Origin of the sequence: Syntrophotalea acetylenivorans (assembly GCF_001887775.1) — a bacterium.
Lineage (GTDB): Bacteria > Desulfobacterota > Desulfuromonadia > Desulfuromonadales > Syntrophotaleaceae > Syntrophotalea_A > Syntrophotalea_A acetylenivorans.
On record NZ_CP015519.1, the window covers coordinates 2,850,001 to 2,870,017 of the forward strand.

Consider the following 20,017-nt stretch of genomic DNA (forward strand, 5'->3'; position numbering starts at 1 on the left):
TGAACCGACGACCTACGCATTACGAGTGCGTTGCTCTACCAACTGAGCTAGGGCGGCAATTGTTTAGGTCACTCTATCTACCGCAATTTGTTTCTCTAGTCAAATACTTTTGGTGACGATTCGGTACGATAGGCCATATGTTATGAAGCCATTCCGTTTCTCAGGTACTTTATGGGACTCTTTCTAGGCTTCTAGGGCAAAAGGCGGCACACCGAAATGTGCCGCCTTTTAATCTCATACAGAGTAGTTGTTAACCGAGAATTGCCTTGAGGTCCTCCTCGGCCGTGGTAATAGGAGCGATGTTGAAGTTTTCCACCAGGAAATTAAGAACATTCGGAGTGATAAAGGCCGGCAGGCTGGGCCCAAGCTTGATGTTCTTAATGCCGAGGTGCAGCAGGGTCAGGAGGATAACCACCGCTTTTTGCTCGTACCAGGATAAGATCATGCTCAGCGGAAGATCGTTGACCCCGCAATCGAAAGCTCCGGCCAAAGCCACAGCAATTTGAATGGCACTGTAGGCGTCGTTGCACTGGCCGATGTCGAGCAGGCGCGGGATGCCGCCAATATCTCCAAAGTCGAGCTTATTGAAGCGGTACTTGCCGCAGGCCAGGGTCAGGATCACGCTATCCTGGGGCACCTTCTCGGCGAACTCGGTGTAGTAGTTGCGACCCGACTTGGCTCCGTCACAGCCGCCGATCAGGAAGAAGTGCTTGATGGCTCCCCCCTTAACCGCCTCAATGACTTTGTCGGCCACGCCGAGTACCGCGTTGTGGCCGAAGCCAACCAGGATATCCTTGCCTGATACCTCTGCCAGGTCAGGGCAGGCCAAGGCTTTGTCGATGACCGCAGAGAAGTCGAAACCGTCAATGTGGGTAACCCCGGGCCATGCCGTACAGCCCCAGGTGAACAAGCGGTCCTTGTAGGACTCGGCCGGTTTCTGAATGCAGTTGGTGTTGAAGATGATCGCTCCGGGGAACTGGGGCAGCTCCTTGGCTTGATCTTGCCACGCACCACCAAAGTTACCTGCAAGATGGGTGTATTTCTTGAGGCCTGGATATCCGTGAGCCGGTAGCATCTCGCCGTGAGTATAGACGTTGATGCCCTTGCCTTCGGTCTGCTTGAGAAGTTCCTCGAGCATCTTCAAATCATGTCCTGAGACCAGAATGCCCTTGCCGGTCTTGGTTCCAGTACTAACCGGGGTCGGTACAGGATGGCCATAGTGTTCAACATTGCCCTCGTTGAGCAGGCCCATGGTGGTCAGGTTCTGTTTTCCGCACTCCATGCTTAAATTGACAAAGTCCATCAAACCAAGATCAGGATCACAAGTGGCTGCTAACGCTTGATGGTTGAAAGCCAGAACTTCTGGGCTAGTTTTGCCAAGAATTTGCGCATGGTCAGCATAGGCAGCCATGCCCTTGATACCGTAGATGAGGATCTCGATGGCCGAGCGGATGTCGGGATCATTATGCAGGGTTTCGATGCCGACCTGTTCGCCTTGTTTGACCAAGTCTGTAGCAGGGGTCCAAGCCATAGGGCCTTTACCGGTCACCTCAGCGCCGAAAAACGCTTTTATGCGGTCAAATAACGAGCTTCCCTCTTCGTGGCCGCCGGCCTTCAGGAACATGTCCCGGGCCTTGTCTTTCATCTTCGCACATTTCTGGATTACGGCAGCAAGATGGTTTGGGTCGAAGTCGACGTTGGTCACCGTGGCGAACAACCCTTCCAACATAAAAATGTCGATGTCCGGATCGGTGGCTCCCAGCTTTCCTGCCTCGCTGGCGTAGCAAGCTAGACCACGCAGGCCATAGAGTAGATTGTCCTGCAGGGCCGCTACATCCGGTTGTTTTCCGCATACTCCTACTTTGGTACATCCGGCGCCTTTAGCGGTTTGCTCGCATTGATGACAAAACATAATTGATCTCCTTTTGACTAAGTGTCCGGTTGGAATACTCTCGATGCATAAGCGCAATTTTTGTTTGCTGTGGTATGAGAATACCTTTTTTTATTTTCCGAAAGTTGATCGATATCAACTTTCGAATGATTAGTACGACTCAGCCATGGATTTAAGAATAACAATGTTTTTTTAGGTTTCCACTACAATAGTGGATGGAGAGGGCGGATGAAAATGTTTTGTAGGAGAAATATTATTAAGTTGTATGATTAGAATAAAGCTTGGCTCGCAGAGTGGATCTGTTTGTCAACGGAGTTTTGCCAGGGCCGAACAAAGAAATAAAGTCGAAGGTATGGGGGGAAGAAAACGAAGAGTCATAGACGATGTCAAAAAGTTTGAAATTATCCTTTTCGCATCATGTTGATCGGTTGTTTACTTTGAAAGAATTTGAAAGGCAGCGGAGATTGAAAAGGAGTCTTCATTGGACTCTGCCTGCTGCCAATGATTACTGAGCCAACCGATCCAACTGTTCACTCATTTCACTCCAGCAACGCCGGCAATGGAGGCAAGGCAGCCCCAGCTTCTTGGCTTGCGATTTAAGTTTACGAGCGGCCGTATGATGTAAAAAATCGGTGAAAAACAGTACCGCATCAACATGGACTGGAATGGTGTTTTTTGCAACCTTACGATTTCGTGCGGGCCAGTGCGTAATCCGGGATGCTCCCAATTCTTCGAGACGAGGGACCAGAGCGCCGATACGGTCAGCTCCTACGATGAGAATGGACATGGCAGTTGGTTCCTTTTCAGGGTAGTCATAATGTGTATGTGGGTTATTGAGTCCACGAAGTCGTTTGCAGCAGAGCGATAGGATTCCCTGCATCCCTGAGCTGGCTTGCCATGCCTCGCCTGCAAGCAGCATAGCGATCGCTCAGAGCCAGACTTGGAGCGGGGTCACCATAAATACGCCACTGGCGGCAGCCGGTGCAGGGTTTATCGCTGCAGCCCATGAAACCGGCAACGTCCTTGAGGGGATAGCCGAGGAAAAGACCTATTTCATGGGGCATATCAACTTCGGTCTGAAAGCGCTTCTGCAGTTCTGCCAGGGTCTGCTGCAGATTTTCCGGGGTAAGATAGCCCAGTTGCTTGAGAAACTTTGCCGTTTTAGGGTGTTGCAAATGAGACTGTAGTAGTTCCGGAGTGTAGAACAACATCAAGTCGCCGGTCTCTTTTTGTCGCAAGGAAAGGGCTTTGAGAGCGCTGCCAGCCAACAGGGTGTTGCTGTACAATTTCCATAGCTGGTGAAGGTTGCGCCCACAAGGTTGGCGACGGTTGCGCAGTTGAACCAGGTTGGCTGGTTTGACGCCGGCCAGGACCTCGGCGGCTTCCAGGGCTAGAAATGACGCCAGGCAGTCCCTCTCGTCCGGGAACTTCCAGCTAAAGTCCAGCCACCTGGCCCTGGATTTTCTGCGGGTTTGGGTGCATTGTTTTGCGGCGTGGGTCATTGGCGATAGCATGGACTTTCTCCTTCAGGCGGTGTGATTTCGATGATTCAATCTATCAGAAAATGAAAACCGATTTCAAGTAAAAAGTGTGCTGAATTCCTGAACAACCTAAAATGTTGAGTAATGTTTTTTTGATCCGGTTAGCTGGGGGCATTCAAGTGTTTCGGGATATAGATTATTTATTCCTATTCAATTCAAGTTTTCTGCTCTAGTGCAATACACGGTTTGCCCTCGCATTGCACTACCTCAATGGTGATGTGTTTGAGGTGGTGGAATTTGGCCAACAGTTGCTTGTAGCTTTCCACAGGTTGAGGATAGTGGGTCACCAGGGTGATGATAGCTGCCAGATGGTGAGGTCCGACTTTCCAGATATGCAGATCCGCGACCCGATTGTCGCCATCCTCTTCAATCGCACTTTGAATTTTATCCCGCACCCCACCATCGACACTAGCGTCGAGCAATATCGCACCGCTCTCTTTGAGTAGTCCCCAGGCCCAGCGGGTGATCACCAGTGCCCCAACGATCCCCATCAGCGGATCAAGGGCCCACCAACCGAAGGTTCTGCCAAACAATAATGCAACGATGGCCAAGACCGAGGTCAAGGCATCGGCTAAGACATGAAAGTAAGCAGCCTTTAGGTTGTGGTCTTCATGATGATGGTCGTTGTCTTCGCAGTAAGTATGCCCGTGCTGATGATGGTGCCCATGACTGTCGTGCAGCAAAAAAGCACAGGCAATGTTAACCAAAAGGCCGATCCCGGCCACCAAAACGGATTGTCCATATTGGATCTCTACCGGAGAAAAGAAACGGCCTATAGATTCGACAGCCATGACTAAGGCTACTACTCCCAATGCGACAGCACTTGCAAAGCCGCCAAGGACATTGATTTTTCCGGGCCCGAAGGAAAAATCAGGACTATCAGCGTTCTTTCGAGTGTATCGATAGGCAAATAGAGTGATCATGAAAGCCGCAACATGTGTCCCCATGTGCCAGCCGTCAGCCAGTAGTGCCATTGAACCGAACGCAAGCCCGGCAAAGATCTCGACGGCCATGGTAATAACCGTAAGGCCCATTACCTTTTGGGTGTTCTTCTCATTTTGTTCACGGTGCACAAAGAAGTTGTGCCGATGTTGCCATTGCTGGATTTTATGAATATGCATCTAACTTATAACTCCTTTGCAAAAGCTCATGCTGTGCAGAAGTGGGCATAACTAAAAACTTTTGGCTGCAATAACAGTGGCTTACAAAAGCCAGCTAAAATACAGGTGATTTTCGCTGGTATAAGGGGGCAGGTTCATGTTTGCAAATAAAAATCCTCTCCATTTATATAGATGAAGAGGACTTTTAAAGCTAAAGAACTTTTCAATGCTTAGTGTGCGAGGTTAGGCATTGAGCAGCTCTGCGTTGAGCTTTCTTAAAAAGGTCATTTAGAATTCAAAGGCAAGCTGTGCTGTTACCACGTCCTGCTCGTCGTCGTTTTCAAATTCGCCGTGCAAGTATTCCACGGCTAGGGTAGTGCTCTCGAACAGGCCGTAACTGGCGGCGATACCGTACTGACTATCTGGAAGCAAATCACCTAGGTCGTCTCCGCCTTCATAGCGGACAGCCACTTCCAATGCTTCGGTGACGGCATAGCCGAGTTCTACGTTCCAGGTTTTCGGCTCGAATTCATCGCCACCGTCAAAGGTAAGCTCGCCGGCTTCGAATTTGTCCAAGGCGCCGAGGTATTCTGCGATCAGAGTCCACCGTTCGTTGAGGGTGGCCGTAACGAAGGCGGCTATGCCGTTGACCTTGTCGTCGAGTTCGGAGCCAACTACTTCTTCTCCCAGCACGTCGCTGTCGGCGATGTTGGAGATCCAGGAAACCCCGCCGGTCAGGGCCAGGCCGGCAACGGCGTTTTCGGGCAAGGTGTAGACGGCGCTGGCGACAAAGCTGTTGATGTGATCGTCTTTCCCGGTTTCATCGATGTCGCCGTTGAACGCGCCGAAGGAAAGATCGAACATGTCGTTGGCATAGCCGACGACGGCGGCTGATTCCCGGGTTTCGCCCAGTTCCAGGGTCAGTGGATCGCTGATGAACATGCTGTCGAAGTTGCCGAAAGGTACGTACATCTTACCTGCCTGCAGGTAGAGGGGCAGGACATCTTCGCCGTCGAGGCGGATATACCCTTCGTCGACAATCAGGTGGTCGCTCTCTTCGTCTTCTTCCCACAGCAGCAGTAGGTGGCCGGAGACGTGCTTGACAAAGTCGGCGTCGATGCCGAGTTCTACCGTGGCCAGCGTCAGGTCGCTCTCGTCTTCGCTGCTGCCTGCTTCCGGATCGGTGTTAAAGTAACCGGCTTCCACTTCGATCAAGCCACTGAGAGAGACTTTTTCCGCTAGTCCGGACAGGGATAGAGAGTCCTTTTTCTCAGCGCTGTCGGCAAGGACTTTCTCGGCCTCCAAGGCTTCAATGCGTTGCTTCAAGTCTTCAATTTCGCTCTGGGAAGCGGCCAGGGCCGGCCCGGCCGTAAGTGCCAGAACAGCGACCAGGGCGATGAGTTTTAAGGTTCGGGTAAGATGGATGAGCACAGTAAACCTCCTCGGTTCATTCAATGGTCAAGATACGCTTGTGAGCGAAATAGTCAGTGACGTCCGCAGTTGCCACAGCCGCTGCAGGATTCCAGCTCCCGGCGACAACGAGGGCATTGCCTCCAGCTGCGATCTTGCAGTGGGCAACCGCAACCGGGGCAGGTTGCGGCATGATGGCTGGATTTTTGAACTTTGTCTATCGGTTTCATGGCAGTCCCTAAAGAACGATCTGTGCCAGCAGGCCGCCAACACTAAAGGCGAGCACCCAAGCTCCCAGCCACACGGTTGTTGCTTCCTTAAACCCTCGTTCTTTAAACAGGATCATCAGGCTGGCGATGCAGGGTACGAAAAGGGTGATGACCACCAGGGAGACAACAACCTGCCAGGGTGAAAGAGTTAGGTCAGTCAGGCCGGCAGCGCCAAAATCACGGCGGACCATGCCCATGACGAACGCCGTGGCCGCTTCTTTCGGAAGGTGCAGCCAGCCTTCTGTCAGGGGGGCCACCAAGTTCTGCCATGCTTTGAGACCGCCGCTTACCTGAAGCAGGGACACGCCCAGCGAACCGGCAAAGAACCAGATGTAAGCTTCCTTCATGAAGAAAAAGGAGCGAATTGCAGTTTTGCGCAGTACGTTTGTCGGGCGGGGCAAGCGCATAGGCGGCAAGTCGATGAGCAGAGCACTGCTTTGGCCTGGGATAACTTTGTTGAGCACCGTTCCGAGCACCGCCAGGCAAGTGAAGATTACCGCGACATAAGTCATGCTGAGCATGAAGCCAACGGCGGCCAACATACCGGCGATAACACCGATCTGAGCGCTGCAGGGCACGACAAAGTTAAGGATTGCCGTGGCGATGGTGCGTTCCCGTTTGCAGCCGAGGATGCGGGTGGTAATGGTGCCGAGCTGGACGCAACCGAAGCCGAGGATGACCGGAATGATGGCGCGACCGTTCAAGCCGATGGAGGTCATCAGTCGGTCGACAAAGGTTGCCAGACGCGGTAGATACCCCGAGTCTTCAAGGAGAGAAAGGGCGACGTAGAAGCCGACAACCAGGGGCAGCAGTAGTCCAAGCAAGTAAGTAATTGTCATGGTCAGCAGACCGAATTCACCAATGAGGATCTGTCCGAAAACCGAGCTTTCAGGCACCAGGGGGTTGACCAGGCCACGAATCCATGGCTCCCAATGGCCCTGCATAATCGCTTCTTCGGTGAGGCCGACGATGTCACCGGCCACCCAGACGCCGATTAATTGGTAGCAGCCCCACAATACCGCGCTCAGGATCAGCAGGCCGCTGGTCGGATGCAGGCAGAGCCGTCCCAGCAGGTCGCGAAAGCGGGCTGTTTTTTCCGGACGGTTTACCGTTGCGCCAACGATATCGTTGGCTCGCTGGCGGCGCAACAGGTAGACCCTTTCCCGATCGTTCTCCGGGGTGACGCCGTGCCGCTCAGCTACTACCTCGTCCCCTTCGAGCACCATCAGTGCTTCGGGGCGCGTATCGATGCGGTCGAGCAGATTAGTGACCGCCTGGTCTATTTCGGGGTGGGAAAGACCAGGTCGAGCCAGCGCCAGTGCGGCGAAGACTTCCTTCAGGCCGTGATTTTTAACCGCCGAGGTCGAGACCACCGGTACGCCAAGTCGTTCTTCCAGGCCCTTGGTGTCGATGCGGATGTCGAGGTTTTCGGCTTCGTCGCAGAAGTTCAGGGCTACCACCATAGGGATCCCCATGTCGGCCAGCTGCAGGGTAAGAAAGAGGTCGCGCTCCAAGTGGGTGGCATCGATTACGTTGACCACCAGGTCGGCCGTCAGAATAACATCGCGGGCGACTCGCTCTTCGTCGTTAAAGGAGGAAACACCGTAGACGCCGGGGGTGTCCAGCAACACGTCTTCCCCGATCTTTCCGCGGCTGATCTCTACCGTAGTGCCGGGAAAGTTCGACACGTCGGCATACACGCCGCTCCAGGCGCTAAAGAAAATTGACTTGCCGACGTTAGGGTTGCCGACCAGAACGATGTTGCGTTGGCCTGCTTCAGTGCAGGCGGCATTACTGCAGCAAGATGGGGACATTTTACTATTTCTCCGGGTTGACGGTAATGAGTTTGGCTCTTGCGGGAAGGATCAATATGCGGTTTTGATGGTTACCTGGCGGGCAATCTCGCGGCCCAAAGCGATTTCCTGGCCGCCATATTTGAGGACCACGGGGCCGAAGGGCAGTTTGCAATGGCAACTAACCTGAGAGCCATTGATGATCCCAAAGCGCAATAATTGTATCCGCAGATTTTCGTCGGGGACGTTGGTGATCGTGGCGCTCTGGCCTCTTTTTAACTCATTCAAAGACATGGAATCCTCCTGGTTGATGAATGTGAAACTGAAATCGAATATCAAGATAGAGGGGTTGGGTGTGTTGGTCAAGAAAAAAAATGAAAAAGAGATTCAAAATCTGTTGAAGGCGGGTTGACGTGTGGGAAGGGGGCTGCACACAGGATGCTTAGTTTAGGTCTTCATAGCACGTGTCTCACTGTAAATGAGAGTCAAATAAGTTGGTCCAGCCGAGCCGGTGATAGTTTTGCGAGGCTAACGATTGACAATAGAAAACCTATCATGCATACTGGTCGGTATGAGACCTAATAAAAACTCAGAACATACTCGGCAAACGCTCCTGGATGCAGCCGCTCATGAGATACATCGCCATGGCTTTCAGGCCGCCAGCCTGAGCCGCATTCTGGCAACCACCGGGTTGACCAAGGGGGCGCTGTATCACCACTTCCCTAACAAGAAGGCCCTGGGCTACGCGGTGCTGGAAGAAGTTATTCTTGCTCGCGGCCGGGAGACCTGGATCGCTCCCCTGGAACAGTGCGCCGATCCTGTTGACTGCCTGCAAGAGATGATTGCTGCTAGGTTTAAGAACATGACCGAACAGGACCTTTTACTCGGTTGTCCTCTGAACAACTTGGCCTTGGAAATGTCCCCCATTGACGAAGGTTTCCGGCGACGGGTGCAGGATATATACGACCGGTGGACACGGGCCCTGGCGGCGATCCTTGCTCGCGGACAGGGCAGTGGCAGCGTCAACCGTGTGATTGATTCCTTCAAAGTAGCGACCTTTATCGTCGCTTCTATCGCCGGGATTCGCAGTTTGGCTAAGACCGCCCAGAACGCCACGGTCCTGGAGGCCAGTGCTGACGCGTTGATCGATTATTTGGAAACCTTACGCCGCTAGCGAGTTTTTTTACGCAAATAGATACCGACCGGTATGAACTCTCTTGGGTCTTTTACCACCGGTTTTGACAAACACAGAGATAAAGAGTCGACCTTCGAAGTCTGTTAAAACTCAGCCGTAAGGGATTCAGAAAGTGGGCCCCGAGCAAAAGGAGGCGAGTCATGGGACATCTGGTTGGAAAGGATATTTACCGCAAGCTTGGCAAGAAGGTTGACAATCTTACCCTGCGAGCTCCCTGGAACGATACTCTGTTCGCCATTTTGAAAGAAATCTATACCGAGGAAGAAGCGAATGTCGTTGTCCGGATGCCCTATGTGTTGTCGAATCTGGAGCGCATTGCAGATATTACCGGCTATGCGCCCGCTCGGTTGCGGACCATTCTTGACGACCTGTGCGACAAGGGTCTGATTCTGGACCTGTGGGTTAACGACGAATACAATTATATGCCTTCACCGCTGATGGTCGGTATCTTTGAATTCACCATGATGCGCACCGGCAATAACGTGAACAGCAAGGAATTGGGCAAACTATTTCACCAGTATATTGATGACAACAAGGCATTCTTTTCGGCGAACTTCAATGATGACATGAGAGTCTCCATAATGCGCACCCTGCCGCACGAAGAAGCGGTCAGGCAGGGGGAGTATATGGAAATTCTAGATTATGAAAAAGCCTCGGAACTTATTGAATCATCCTCTAAGTTCGCCGTTAGCCTTTGCAGTTGTCGTCACGAAAAACTGCATGCCGAAAAGAAAGAATGTGATGTGCCGCTAGAGTCCTGTACGACCTTTGGCTATGGGGCGGATTACATCATACGGCATAACCTGGGCAAGGAAATCTCCAAAAGTGAGATGCGAGATCTTTTCATCCGCTCAAAGGAAATGGGCCTGGTTCTTAATGCTGACAACGTACAGAACAATCTTGCCTTTGTCTGCCACTGCTGCAAATGCTGCTGTAATCCGCTACTGGGCATTCGTGTCTTCGGTTATCCCCACAGTTTGGTCACTTCCAATTTTATCGCTGAAATTGATTCCTCTGCCTGCGTCGGCTGCGGCAAATGCGCCAAGGCCTGCCCCATCGAGGCTGTCGAGATGGTTCCGGTCCCCAAAGGACAGGGCAAGGGTAAAAAACTTGCCAAGGTCGATAGTTCAATTTGTCTCGGCTGCGGGGTCTGTGCCCTACCGTGCAAATTTGAGGCGTGCCGGCTATGCAAGCGCGGTCAGCGCGTGATTCATCCGGAAACCACCTTTGAGCGGGTGATGCTGCAATGCCTGGAGCGGGGTACATTGCAAAATCAGATATTCGATAACCCGCAGAGCCTGGGGCACAAATTTATGCGCGGTTTTGTCGGCGGATTCCTGAACCTGTCGCCGGTCAAGCGGGCCTTGATGAGCGATACCATGCGCTCCCGGTTCCTTGCCGCCATGAAAAAGGGAGTGGAAAAACAGGGTAAGGGTTGGTTGGCTGAGATGTAGATATGCGACGAAATGGGTGAACGGCATGACGATGCCAAAAAGGAACCCTGCTTTTGTGCGATCGCCGGGAAGGAAAGCATCCTCTATACACGATGGGTTAAAAGAGCATAAGGAGATCTGGGAATGAATAGCGAACGCTTCAAACATCTTCGAGATTATGTAGGCTATGACAATGAGCGTCTGGCAAAGATGTTAAACATTGATGTCGCAGAAGTAGAGGAATATTGTTCCGGCGGCAAACCCATCCCGGACCGCATGGCCAATGAACTTGAAGCTTTTGCTGATTGGTCGAGTGAGGTCGGAGACACTACAGTGAAACGGGAATTGGCAATGAAATACTTGGGGAAAGAGGGACGATAATCATGGCAACCTTGTTTGAGAAAACCTCGATCAAAAACCTGGATATGCGTAATCGCTTTGTACGGTCGGCAACCTGGGAGGGAATGGCCGATGAACAGGGGGCGCCAACTCCCGAATTAAATCAATTGATGGCCGACCTGGCCCAGGGTGAAGTCGGGCTGATCATCAGCGGCCATGCCTATGTAAGCCCAGAGGGGCAGGCCAGCCCTTGGCAAATGGGAGCTCATGACCCGGAACTGCTGCCGAAGTTGACGCTGATGCCGAAGGCGGTCCATGCCGCAGGGGGGCGCATTGCCTTGCAGTTAGCCCACGCTGGCGTTTACGGGATTGTTCCGGAGGGGACGATCGGTCCCTCGGCTATTGCCGACCATGAAGGGAAAAACTGCCAGGCGATGACCAGCGAAGATATTCAGCGAATCGTAGCCGCTTTTGCCGATGGCGCTAGTTTGGCTAAGCAGGCCGGTTTCGATGCGGTACAGATTCATGCGGCCCATGGCTATCTGCTCAGCCAGTTCCTTTCTCCCCATTACAATCGCCGTGAGGATGAGTATGGCGGCAGCCTGGAAAACCGTGCTCGAATAGTGCTGGAGGTGTTGGCCGCGGTTCGCCAGGCGGTAGGTGAAGATTATGCCGTGTTGATCAAACTCAATTCCGACGATTTCATCGATGGTGGTTTGACCACAGAAGACATGCTTCAGATAGCGGAATTCCTTGAACCAGCCGGTATCGATGCCATCGAAATCAGCGGCGGAACCATCTGGGGGCCGAGTCAATACCATGCGGTGCGTATGGCCCCGGAAGCCCTGACTCACAAAGCTTATTATCGCAAGGCGGCCAGGCTTTGCAAGGCCTTTGTGCGGGTTCCGGTGATACTGGTGGGCGGGATTCGCTCTCTGGGCGTTGCGGAAGAACTGCTGACAGAGGGAGCCGCCGATTTTATCGCCCTGTGCAGGCCGCTGATTCGCGAACCGGATCTGATCAAGCGCTGGGCTTCGGGCGATCAGGAACCGAGCGGCTGCCAATCTGAAAATGCCTGCTTCGGGCCGATTTTGGCCGGCAAGGGAATCTCCTGTGTCCTCAAGTAAGACCGACTCGGCAGATAGCGCAGAAGGTGTTCTACGACCTTCTGCAGATTCCAATGATCTCCTCAAAACCGAATCTGCCTGGCCGTCGCCACTGCTGCTTTGTTGCGTCATTTCTCTGTTGTGTTATGTAGCTTCCTATATCCGCATGCCGGTGGTGCCGAAACTCGCTATCGATTTAGGCATCAGTCCCGCAGGCATCGGTCGCATCAACGCCGCTTTTTTTCTGACGGCAGGGGTGGCTGCCTTTCCTTTGGGGCGGCTTAGCGACCTGGTCGGCAAGAAGCAGGTCGCCATGGGGGGGCTGGTATCTCTGTCTGCTGCTGGCTTTCTATTGGCATTCAGTTCCACCTTCCTGCAATTGGTTACCGGTTACATTCTGGTCGGGCTCGGCATGGCCGCTTTCGGCTCGGCGATGATGTCCCTGGTAACCGACCTGTCAACGTCTGCTCGGCTTGGACGCGCCTACGGTTGGTACACCCTGACCCTATATGCCGGCATGAGTTTCGGACCTGCTCTTGGTGGTCTTCTGGCAGGCAAGATGGCTCTTGCAAGGGTGCTGCTGCTGGCTGCAGTGCTGACGACTCTGGTGACGGTGATCGCCAAGGTTTTTTTGCCGGCAACCACGGCGGAAAGCCACAGGCGGGATCATCATCGTACTGCCGGTTCCGCCCTGCGCACTCTATTGCGGAATCGGCCCCTGCTAGGCTGTTGGGTAGCGACTCTGGGGGCCTGTTTCAGCATGGGGATGTTCCTGACCTTTTACCCGGTTTATGCCTACGCGGAAGGCTTTAACACCAGTCAGGTCGGGATTGTCTTTCTGTTTCATGGAGTCGGCAACGGTTTGATCCGGCTTCCATCCGGATATTTCAGCGACCATGTCGGTGACCGACGTTTTTTGGTGTTTGTCGGGCTAGCAGGCTGTTCGCTGGCTATGGTGGTTTTAGGCCTGGCGAACACACTAGGGTTGGCCAATGTAGGGGCCGCAACCCTCGGCCTGAGTCTCGGCGTGGCCTTCCCGTCATTGGGGGCTTCCATCGGCGAGGTGGTGCCCAGGCATTTGCGAGGTGCGGCCATGGGAGGCTTCAATGCCTGCATCTTTCTCGGGATGTTGGCTAATGCCATGCTCATGGGGGTGGCCATTGAAATCATTGGCTATGGCAACTGTTTCTGGCTGAGTGCTTTGGTCAATGGGCTATTGGCCGGGCTGGCTCTGGTATTAATGCGGGGTATGCGTAAGAAACCTTGTCCCGCTACTTGAATTATCCGCAGGGTTTCCTGTGGAGCTAAAACAATCTTGCATTACGAAAAAGGGACAGGCCTCTAGCGCATAGAAGGCCTGTCCCTTTTTCGTTTCTTATATTCAGTAGAGACTCAGGATTCAGACTGCCGAGTGCAATGGAAACAGCAAGTATTGACGAAGATGTCTTGGTTCTGGCGCCTTATCCGTCCGGCTAATCGCTGTGCCAAGGTTTGTCTGCGCGGTCGGAATCAGGAACGGCGAAATTTCTGCCGGTACTCTTGAGGCCGCAGGCCGGTGTGCTTTTTGAACACCTTGCGGAAAAAGGAACTGTCTTCGTAGCCGAGCCGATAGGCGATTTCATTGAAGGAGTGGGTCGCGGTTTCCAGCAACCCCTTGGCGCTCTCGACTCGCAGACGTTGCAAATAGAGTAGCGGGGCGTCGCCTGTTGCGGCCTTGAAGCGCCGTTCAAGGGAGCGGCGGCTCATGCCGTGTTTCTGTGCCAGGCGATCGATGTCGTGGTGGTCGGAACAGTTTTCTTCCAGCTGTTGCTGCACCGCCAGTATTTGTGCATCGTTATGTTCCTTGCGAAAGCGGTGTACTGCGTAGGGGGTTTGAGAGGAACGGCCGACATCATGGAGCAGGGTCTTGGAACTCTCCAGTGCCGTTTCCGGCCCGCAAAAGCGCGCGATGAGGTAGAGGGACAGGTCGATGTAGGAGTTACAAGCTCCGGAGGTAAGTAGGTCCCCCTCGTCGGTGATCAGCTTGTCCGGGCGAAGTTTGACTCGCGGGAAGAGCTTACGGAAGGCCTCGACGAAACCCCAGTGGGTGGTGGCTGTCTTGCCGTCGAGCAGGCCGGTGGCCGCCAGCATAAATGAGCCGAGGCAGATGCTGCCGATGAGTGTTCCGCGCAGGCGATGCTGGCGCAGCCAGTGTCCGACCTGTTCGGCATGGGCCAGAGGCTCGTAGCTGGCGAAGGAGGCAATCAGGATCAGGTCGGCCTTTTCGATGTCCCCGGCTGCGCAATGGGGAGTTATGGGCGCGCCGTTGAAGCTGGTTACCGGTCCCCCGTCGAGAGTGACGATGTTGACCTCGAAGCGCGGCGTCGGGGCTTGGCCGAAGATGTGGTTCCAGGTCAGGCCGGCCTGGCAGAAGATATCCATAGGTCCCATGACCGAAGCGGCCATGGCTTGTTCCAGGGCCAGAATAGCTATTTTCTTCATAACGGCCTCTTTTTTTTGTCGCAATACACCTCTTCTTTGTCGTTTGTGCCACTTTCGCGGACTGTTGTCAAATGCGAGGATAAGATCAAAGACAGTCGTTTGGCGGCCGGCCACGGTCGGTCTGCTCCAGAGGTACAACCACCCGATAGAAGGAGGACGACATGAAAGTGAATCCAAAAGAAGCGTTGGCCAAGACCCATTACTGCGACCATGACCACCCGGCGATCAGCGCCTTGGCGGCGCAGCTGGCAGAGGGATGCACCGATCAGCGGGAGATTGTCCAGCGCGCCTTCCGCTCTGTCCGTGATCAACTTCCTTTCGGCTTCGCTCTCTACCGCCGAAAGGCATCCGAAGTGCTACAACGCGGCTATGGGGTCTGCTGGAACAAGTCGTTGCTGTTGACGGCCCTGTTGCGCGGCAACGGCATCCCGGCACATTTTGGTTCTATCCCCTTGCGTCGCACCTTTATCGCACCGGTTATCGGCGGTCTGCACCGGTTGGCTTCCGATCCCTTTAATCACTGTCTGGTCCATGTCTGGCTGGATGATCGTTGGTTTGTTCTCGATCCGGTGCTCGATCGAAAAACCTATGAAACATTTTTCCGCCCTTTAAAGGTACCGTGGGGCATCGACTGGGAAGGCCAGGACGATTGTCATCTCTATACTGAAAGCGTACTCGGTCCGCCGGTCATGCATTTAGATATCGATGCGGCGATTAATAACCGGGTCGGCAACAAAGAACTGGCGGAGCCCCTGGCGGTAGTGGCCAACAGCCAGCTCAACAAACAGCTTTGGAAAAAAGCGGGTATCCAGATCGGAAAAACAGCTATGGCCGAGGGTTCGTAGGGTAAGCCATCCCGGGAGGAATAGCGTCTTAATCCTGCCCTGAGTCATCAGTTCATCGAAGTGCATCAGGTTCGGTTATCGTATGCGCATTTGAAATGCTACCGGTTTGGTCCAGGGCGATTATAAGTCCTGCCACGGCGCTGCCGACGGCCGTGGCGAAGTCAAGATTGAGGGTCTCAAGGGTGTCGCTGGGCTGATGATAGTGGGGGTTGCGGAAATTGGTGGTGTCGGTGAGCATGATGGCCGGATAGCCTTCATCCCAGAAAGGGGCATGATCGGAGCGGCGGGTGTCGGGGATCATTTCTCCATTTCCTGGCACGACCAGGGGCACTTTTGGGAGGTCGGGCTGATGTTTTTCCGCTGCGCGCAGAAAGGCCTCAACCAGGTAGTCAGAAGCCTTGTTGCCAATCACGGCGATAAAGTCTCCAACCGTCGGCACGTCAATGGGTAAGCCATCGGGTATGGTCTGAACTGCATCCTCACTGGCATAGGCCACCGATTCCAGAACGATGACACCAGCCAAGCTCCATCTCTCTTTTCGGGCATGTTGTGCCAATGCTCGACTCCCGCGCAAGCCTCGTCCCTTTGGTTTCGTTTCCCGTTCGTTCTCCTCCAGGTTGACGGCAACAAATTCCATTGTTCGTTTGAGGCGGGTCAGTGCGCATATTCTGGCCAGTTCCAGCAACAACGCCACGCCGCTGGCATTGTCATCGGCCCCGGGGGAATTGGACACCGTGTCGTAATGGGCAATTATCAACAGCTTCGGTTGGTTCTTGACTGTGCCAGGCAAGGTGGCGATCAGGTTGCGATATTCTCTACCGTTATCTAAAAAACAGTGATTTTTTATCTTGTAACCGGAATTTTGCAGGGTCGATTCAATATAGTTGGCGGCTTTTTCCAAGGCCTCGGGGGCGACCAGCGGGTGCCGGACGCCTTGCAGGGAAGCGATATGCCCTCTAAGGGCCCCTGTGGAAACGGGAGGGATTGATGGCTGCATGGGAAAGGTCTCCTGGTTGGCGAAAAAAATGGTGTTTTAAGGAGAGGTTGAAAAAAATACATTAGAAATGTTGACAGTTAAGAGTGTGTTTATTATAAAAAGCAACTATTGGTTGCTGTTTGTTGAGATGTTAACTGGGCAAAACCGGGGAGATCCGGTGACGCAAAGCCACGGGTCCTTCGAGGATCGCCGGGTTGTTAAATAAAATGATACAAAATCATCATAGTATTAACATAGAGATAGAACGAGAAAATAGTTAATTGCCCTTCGCCTGCTGTTCTTCAGCCATGCGAAGGGTTTTCCTTTTTCTAATCCATGAATGTGCTCATTCTCTTTTAATTGCAATGTAATAACTTGAGGTCCAACTTTCAGAAAGGGAGAACTATGAAACTCAATTTGCGTGCAAAACTGCTGCTGCCAACTTTTGCGGTGATAATCTTATGCCTGGCTGTGACAGGTTTTTATTCTTATCGTACCGCCAGAATATCTGTGGAAACGGCTTTGAAAGAGCAGATGAAAACGATCGCCGATAATATGAGTAAGCAGATCGAGGCCAATGTAACAGATCTGACTCGCACCTTTCGCAGTCTGGCCGGCCGCAGTGTAGTCCGCACTCTTTTGGTTGATAGCGGGACTACTGCAACGGAAAAGGTACCGGAGGCCGAAGCCGCGTTGCTGCAGATGATGCAGGACTACCCGGGAGAGTTTGAGTTCCTGGCCGTCATTGGGGGGGACGGCCAGGCGTTGGCCGCCTCAAACCACGAGTTGGTCGGTCAACTCAACGTGGCTGATCGCGGTTATTTTAAAGGCAATCTAGCCGGAAAAGTTGGCTACGAGGTGGTCAAGAGCCGGGTATCGGGCGAGCCGATCCTGGTATTGGCAGTTCCGGTCTCGATACAGGGGCAGCCTCGAGGGGCCTGTATCGGCGCCGTACGCATCAGTTATTTTGCCGAGCAGTACGTTTCGCCGGTTAAGGTTGCTGAGCGTGGCTATGCTTATCTGGTCGATGCAACCGGAACCTTTCTCGCTCATCCGGATCCTAAAAACATTCTCAACGGCACCATCGGTGATTATGACTGGGGGCGCAAGATGCTCGCCGAAGGCAATGGCTTTCAGGTTTATGACTGGAAAGGTCAGAGCAAAGTCGTTTCTTACCAGGTTATTCCCACAACTGGTTGGGTCATTGCCGCCGGTGCTGAATTCGACGATATGTTCGCTCCCTTGGCTGGAATCGCTCAGGCCAATATCCTGGCGGCTGTGCTGACTCTGATTGGAGTTGGGGTGGTGCTGTTTGTGATTGCCACGTCGATCGTCAAGGCGGTGCAACAGGGGGTCGATTTTGCCGAAGAAGTCAAGGAAGGCGATGTCGGTCGGCGATTGAATTTGGCTCGCCACGACGAAATCGGCACTTTGGGTGCCGCTCTTGATCGGATGGCGGATGGCCTGGAAGAAAAGGCCCTGCTGGCTGAAAGCATCGCCAATGGTGACCTGACGGTTGAAGTCGGCAAGTTTGGTGAGCGCGACCGCCTCGGTCAGGCTTGCGCCAGGATGGTAACTAACCTCGGCGACCTGATGACCCAGTTGCAGGCGGCTGCGGAGCAGATTGCCGCTGGCAGTGTGCAGCTCGCTGAAGGCAGTCAAAGTCTCTCCCAGGGTGCCACGGAATCGGCGGCGTCCCTTGAGCAGATCAGCGCCTCCATGACCGAAATGGCTTCGCAGACAAAGCTCAGCTCCGATAATGCGGACCAGGCTAACGGACTTTCCAACGAAGCGATGAGTGCAGCCACTAACGGCAGCGAATTGATGGCTGAGATGGTCACAGCTATGGGAGCCATCAACAACTCGGGCCAGGATATCGCCAAGATTATCAAGGTCATCGACGAAATAGCGTTCCAGACCAACTTATTGGCTCTTAACGCCGCGGTTGAGGCGGCCCGTGCCGGTCAACACGGCAAGGGTTTTGCGGTGGTGGCTGAGGAGGTTCGCAACCTGGCGGCACGAAGTGCCAAGGCTGCCAAGGAAACCGAGGAACTTATCGAGGATTCGGTCACGAAAACTCGCCATGGCAACGAAATTGCGGAGAAAACTGCTGCCGCGTTAAAGGGGATTGTCAGCGGTACCACCAAGGTTTCGGATCTGGTGGCAGAGATTGCCGCTGCCAGCAAAGAGCAGTCCGAAGGTATCGGTCAGGTCACAGAGGGACTCGGCCAGATCGACCAGGTCACCCAGCAATCGACGGCCAATGCCGAAGAGACTGCCGCTGCGGCTGAGGAACTTTCCGGCCAGGCCGATCATCTGCGACAAAACCTGGCTCGGTTTAAGGTGAAAGGGGGGGCGGCCCAGTTCTCAGCCCGCTCCGTTGCTCCGCCGTCTCTCCCTGCCGTTCCTCCGACCGGTATGGACGCTGTTGGATTCGATGCCCCAAGGTCGGCACAGGTTATCGCCCTTAACGATGGGGAGTTTGGTAAGTACTGAGTGGTTTGTAAGACAGGAAAAAGCCCGGCAGAATAATCTGCCGGGCTTTTTCCTTCTGGTAGATTCTTCAACAGGCAGGTTTGCGGACTTGTAGAAAAAACAGCGGATAATCCCTTAACCGCCCCTTGGAATCAGCTCTCTGCATAGTATGGCTGTTGTAACAATTCTCGACAACCAAACCAAAGTTAACCAGAATAGAGGCAAGGTGCTGGTAATCAAAACCATGATGCACCTGCATTTCGTTCTGATGAAAAGAGCCGTCTTCGGTTTCCAGATCACCGATGCACAGGACGCCTCCGGGGTTTAAGAGCTGCACCAATTCGGCCAGCGTTTGATCTGGATTGACAACATGGTGCAAGGCCATGTTGCTGTAAATCAGGTCAAAACTCTCCTTTGCTGGGTCTATGACCGACAGGTCGCCCAGCCGAGGATGCATATTGGAGATCTCATGATGGGCGATCTTTTGCTGCAATACTTCTATCATACCTGCTGAGGTGTCGAGTAAGGTGATGGATGCGACAAGGTGGCGTAGTTTCGTACTTACCAGCCCGGTGCCGCAGCCAAACTCCAGCAGATCCATAGTCGGTAACAAAGGCACATTCTTCTGCAATTCGTCGACGAAAACCTGAGCGACTTTCCTCTTTCCCGGATGTTCATCCCATTCTTGTGCTTTAGCATCAAAGTGTTCCCTGTTCGTCATTACAAAATCCTGTGCTGTAGTCCCTGATTGAACTTGTATCTAAGAGGTTGCGCTCTCGAGAGAAACTTGGGTGTCCCCTTCTTTCGGGTTAGGTCCGTATTGATTGCTGGCGGGCTGGCTGTCCAGCACCATGAATATAAAGAGTACGATGCCGCCGATGAGGGGAACCAGGCCAATCAACAACCACCAACCGCTACGGCCGGTATCATGCAAACGGCGCACGGACACTCCCAGAGCGGGCAACAGAACAGCCAGTGTATAAAGGGTGGAGAGTAAACCCAGACCGCCTTCGCCTCCCATGCCCAGTATCCCCTCGATAATCATCAGAGCGATATAAACCAGCATGTTAAAGAGGGTAAACATCCAATACTCTTTACGGCGGGCGCGACCCTGAAAGACGAAATACTTTTTTAATACATCCAGATACCAGTTCATAACATCC

General features: G+C 53.4%; 18 protein-coding genes, 1 tRNA gene and 1 riboswitch (1 of these 20 cut by a window edge). Of the genes, 7 read left to right on the forward strand and 12 right to left on the reverse strand.

The features are described 5' to 3' along the window. From A7E78_RS13025 to A7E78_RS13060, 8 genes are all read right to left on the reverse strand, one after another. Positions 1-57: transfer RNA gene (locus A7E78_RS13025), tRNA-Thr, on the reverse strand (it extends 19 nt beyond the left edge of the window). A 193-nt stretch (positions 58-250) separates the two neighbouring features. After that, entirely contained in the window at positions 251-1,912 is a 1,662-nt protein-coding gene (hcp, locus tag A7E78_RS13030) for a hydroxylamine reductase (protein WP_072284675.1), read from the reverse strand. A gap of 484 nt (positions 1,913-2,396) precedes the next feature. Next, positions 2,397-2,678, reverse strand: a complete 282-nt coding sequence (locus A7E78_RS13035; RefSeq protein ID WP_072284676.1) for a DUF2325 domain-containing protein — start codon at positions 2,676-2,678, stop codon at positions 2,397-2,399. Positions 2,679-2,721: 43 nt separating this feature from the next. Then, positions 2,722-3,405, reverse strand: coding sequence for a DUF3793 family protein (locus A7E78_RS13040; RefSeq protein WP_083553110.1), 684 nt, complete (start codon positions 3,403-3,405; stop codon positions 2,722-2,724). Positions 3,406-3,587: 182 nt separating this feature from the next. Next, positions 3,588-4,553 (reverse strand): CDF family Co(II)/Ni(II) efflux transporter DmeF, encoded by a 966-nt coding sequence (dmeF, locus tag A7E78_RS13045; protein ID WP_072284678.1) that lies wholly within the window; start codon positions 4,551-4,553, stop codon positions 3,588-3,590. 267 nt (positions 4,554-4,820) lie between these two features. After that, positions 4,821-5,963 carry an LbtU family siderophore porin gene (locus tag A7E78_RS13050; RefSeq protein WP_083553111.1) on the reverse strand — a complete coding sequence of 381 codons (1,143 nt, stop codon included), beginning with the start codon at positions 5,961-5,963 and terminating at the stop codon, positions 4,821-4,823. A gap of 217 nt (positions 5,964-6,180) precedes the next feature. Beyond that, on the reverse strand, positions 6,181-8,025 hold the full coding sequence (gene feoB, locus A7E78_RS13055; RefSeq protein WP_072284679.1) for a ferrous iron transport protein B: 1,845 nt from the start codon (positions 8,023-8,025) through the stop codon (positions 6,181-6,183). A 51-nt stretch (positions 8,026-8,076) separates the two neighbouring features. Next, a complete protein-coding gene (locus tag A7E78_RS13060) occupies positions 8,077-8,298 on the reverse strand; it encodes a FeoA family protein (RefSeq protein WP_072284680.1) in 222 nt (73 codons plus the stop codon). A 277-nt stretch (positions 8,299-8,575) separates the two neighbouring features. Here A7E78_RS13060 and A7E78_RS13065 point away from each other — a divergent pair, with 277 nt between their 5' ends. The 5 genes from A7E78_RS13065 to A7E78_RS13085 all read left to right on the forward strand — a co-directional run bounded on the left by A7E78_RS13065 (position 8,576) and on the right by A7E78_RS13085 (position 13,356). Continuing rightward, positions 8,576-9,178 (forward strand): TetR/AcrR family transcriptional regulator, encoded by a 603-nt coding sequence (locus A7E78_RS13065; RefSeq protein WP_072284681.1) that lies wholly within the window; start codon positions 8,576-8,578, stop codon positions 9,176-9,178. A gap of 161 nt (positions 9,179-9,339) precedes the next feature. Then, positions 9,340-10,653 (forward strand): 4Fe-4S dicluster domain-containing protein, encoded by a 1,314-nt coding sequence (locus A7E78_RS13070; protein ID WP_072284682.1) that lies wholly within the window; start codon positions 9,340-9,342, stop codon positions 10,651-10,653. 123 nt (positions 10,654-10,776) lie between these two features. After that, entirely contained in the window at positions 10,777-11,013 is a 237-nt protein-coding gene (locus A7E78_RS13075; protein ID WP_072284683.1) for a hypothetical protein, read from the forward strand. Positions 11,014-11,015: 2 nt separating this feature from the next. After that, positions 11,016-12,098: an NADH:flavin oxidoreductase gene (locus tag A7E78_RS13080; RefSeq protein ID WP_072284684.1), complete on the forward strand. Its 1,083-nt coding sequence runs from the start codon at positions 11,016-11,018 to the stop codon at positions 12,096-12,098. Beyond that, complete coding sequence (locus A7E78_RS13085) at positions 12,085-13,356, forward strand: MFS transporter (protein ID WP_158516116.1); 1,272 nt, start codon at positions 12,085-12,087, stop codon at positions 13,354-13,356. The genes A7E78_RS13080 and A7E78_RS13085 overlap by 14 nt, the downstream gene beginning before the upstream one ends. Positions 13,357-13,586: 230 nt before the next feature. Here the strand turns inward: A7E78_RS13085 and A7E78_RS13090 are convergent, their stop codons facing one another. Beyond that, positions 13,587-14,558 (reverse strand): GlxA family transcriptional regulator, encoded by a 972-nt coding sequence (locus A7E78_RS13090; RefSeq protein WP_072284685.1) that lies wholly within the window; start codon positions 14,556-14,558, stop codon positions 13,587-13,589. A 161-nt stretch (positions 14,559-14,719) separates the two neighbouring features. On the opposite strand from A7E78_RS13090, the gene A7E78_RS13095 reads away from it, so the two are divergent. Next, positions 14,720-15,403, forward strand: a complete 684-nt coding sequence (locus A7E78_RS13095; RefSeq protein ID WP_072284686.1) for a transglutaminase-like domain-containing protein — start codon at positions 14,720-14,722, stop codon at positions 15,401-15,403. A gap of 52 nt (positions 15,404-15,455) precedes the next feature. Here the strand turns inward: A7E78_RS13095 and A7E78_RS13100 are convergent, their stop codons facing one another. Next, on the reverse strand, positions 15,456-16,400 hold the full coding sequence (locus tag A7E78_RS13100) for a M28 family peptidase (protein ID WP_072284687.1): 945 nt from the start codon (positions 16,398-16,400) through the stop codon (positions 15,456-15,458). A gap of 127 nt (positions 16,401-16,527) precedes the next feature. Further along, positions 16,528-16,602, forward strand: a riboswitch (cyclic di-GMP riboswitch). Between the two features lie 182 nt (positions 16,603-16,784). Here A7E78_RS13100 and A7E78_RS13105 point away from each other — a divergent pair. Then, positions 16,785-18,875 carry a methyl-accepting chemotaxis protein gene (locus tag A7E78_RS13105; protein WP_072284688.1) on the forward strand — a complete coding sequence of 697 codons (2,091 nt, stop codon included), beginning with the start codon at positions 16,785-16,787 and terminating at the stop codon, positions 18,873-18,875. Between the two features lie 67 nt (positions 18,876-18,942). On the opposite strand, the gene A7E78_RS13110 is transcribed toward A7E78_RS13105, so the two are convergent. Both A7E78_RS13110 and A7E78_RS13115 read right to left on the reverse strand, forming a co-directional pair. Then, positions 18,943-19,575, reverse strand: a complete 633-nt coding sequence (locus A7E78_RS13110) for a class I SAM-dependent methyltransferase (protein ID WP_072284689.1) — start codon at positions 19,573-19,575, stop codon at positions 18,943-18,945. 39 nt (positions 19,576-19,614) lie between these two features. Then, a complete protein-coding gene (locus A7E78_RS13115) occupies positions 19,615-20,010 on the reverse strand; it encodes a DUF805 domain-containing protein (protein ID WP_072284690.1) in 396 nt (131 codons plus the stop codon). Between the last annotated feature and the right edge of the window lie 7 nt (positions 20,011-20,017).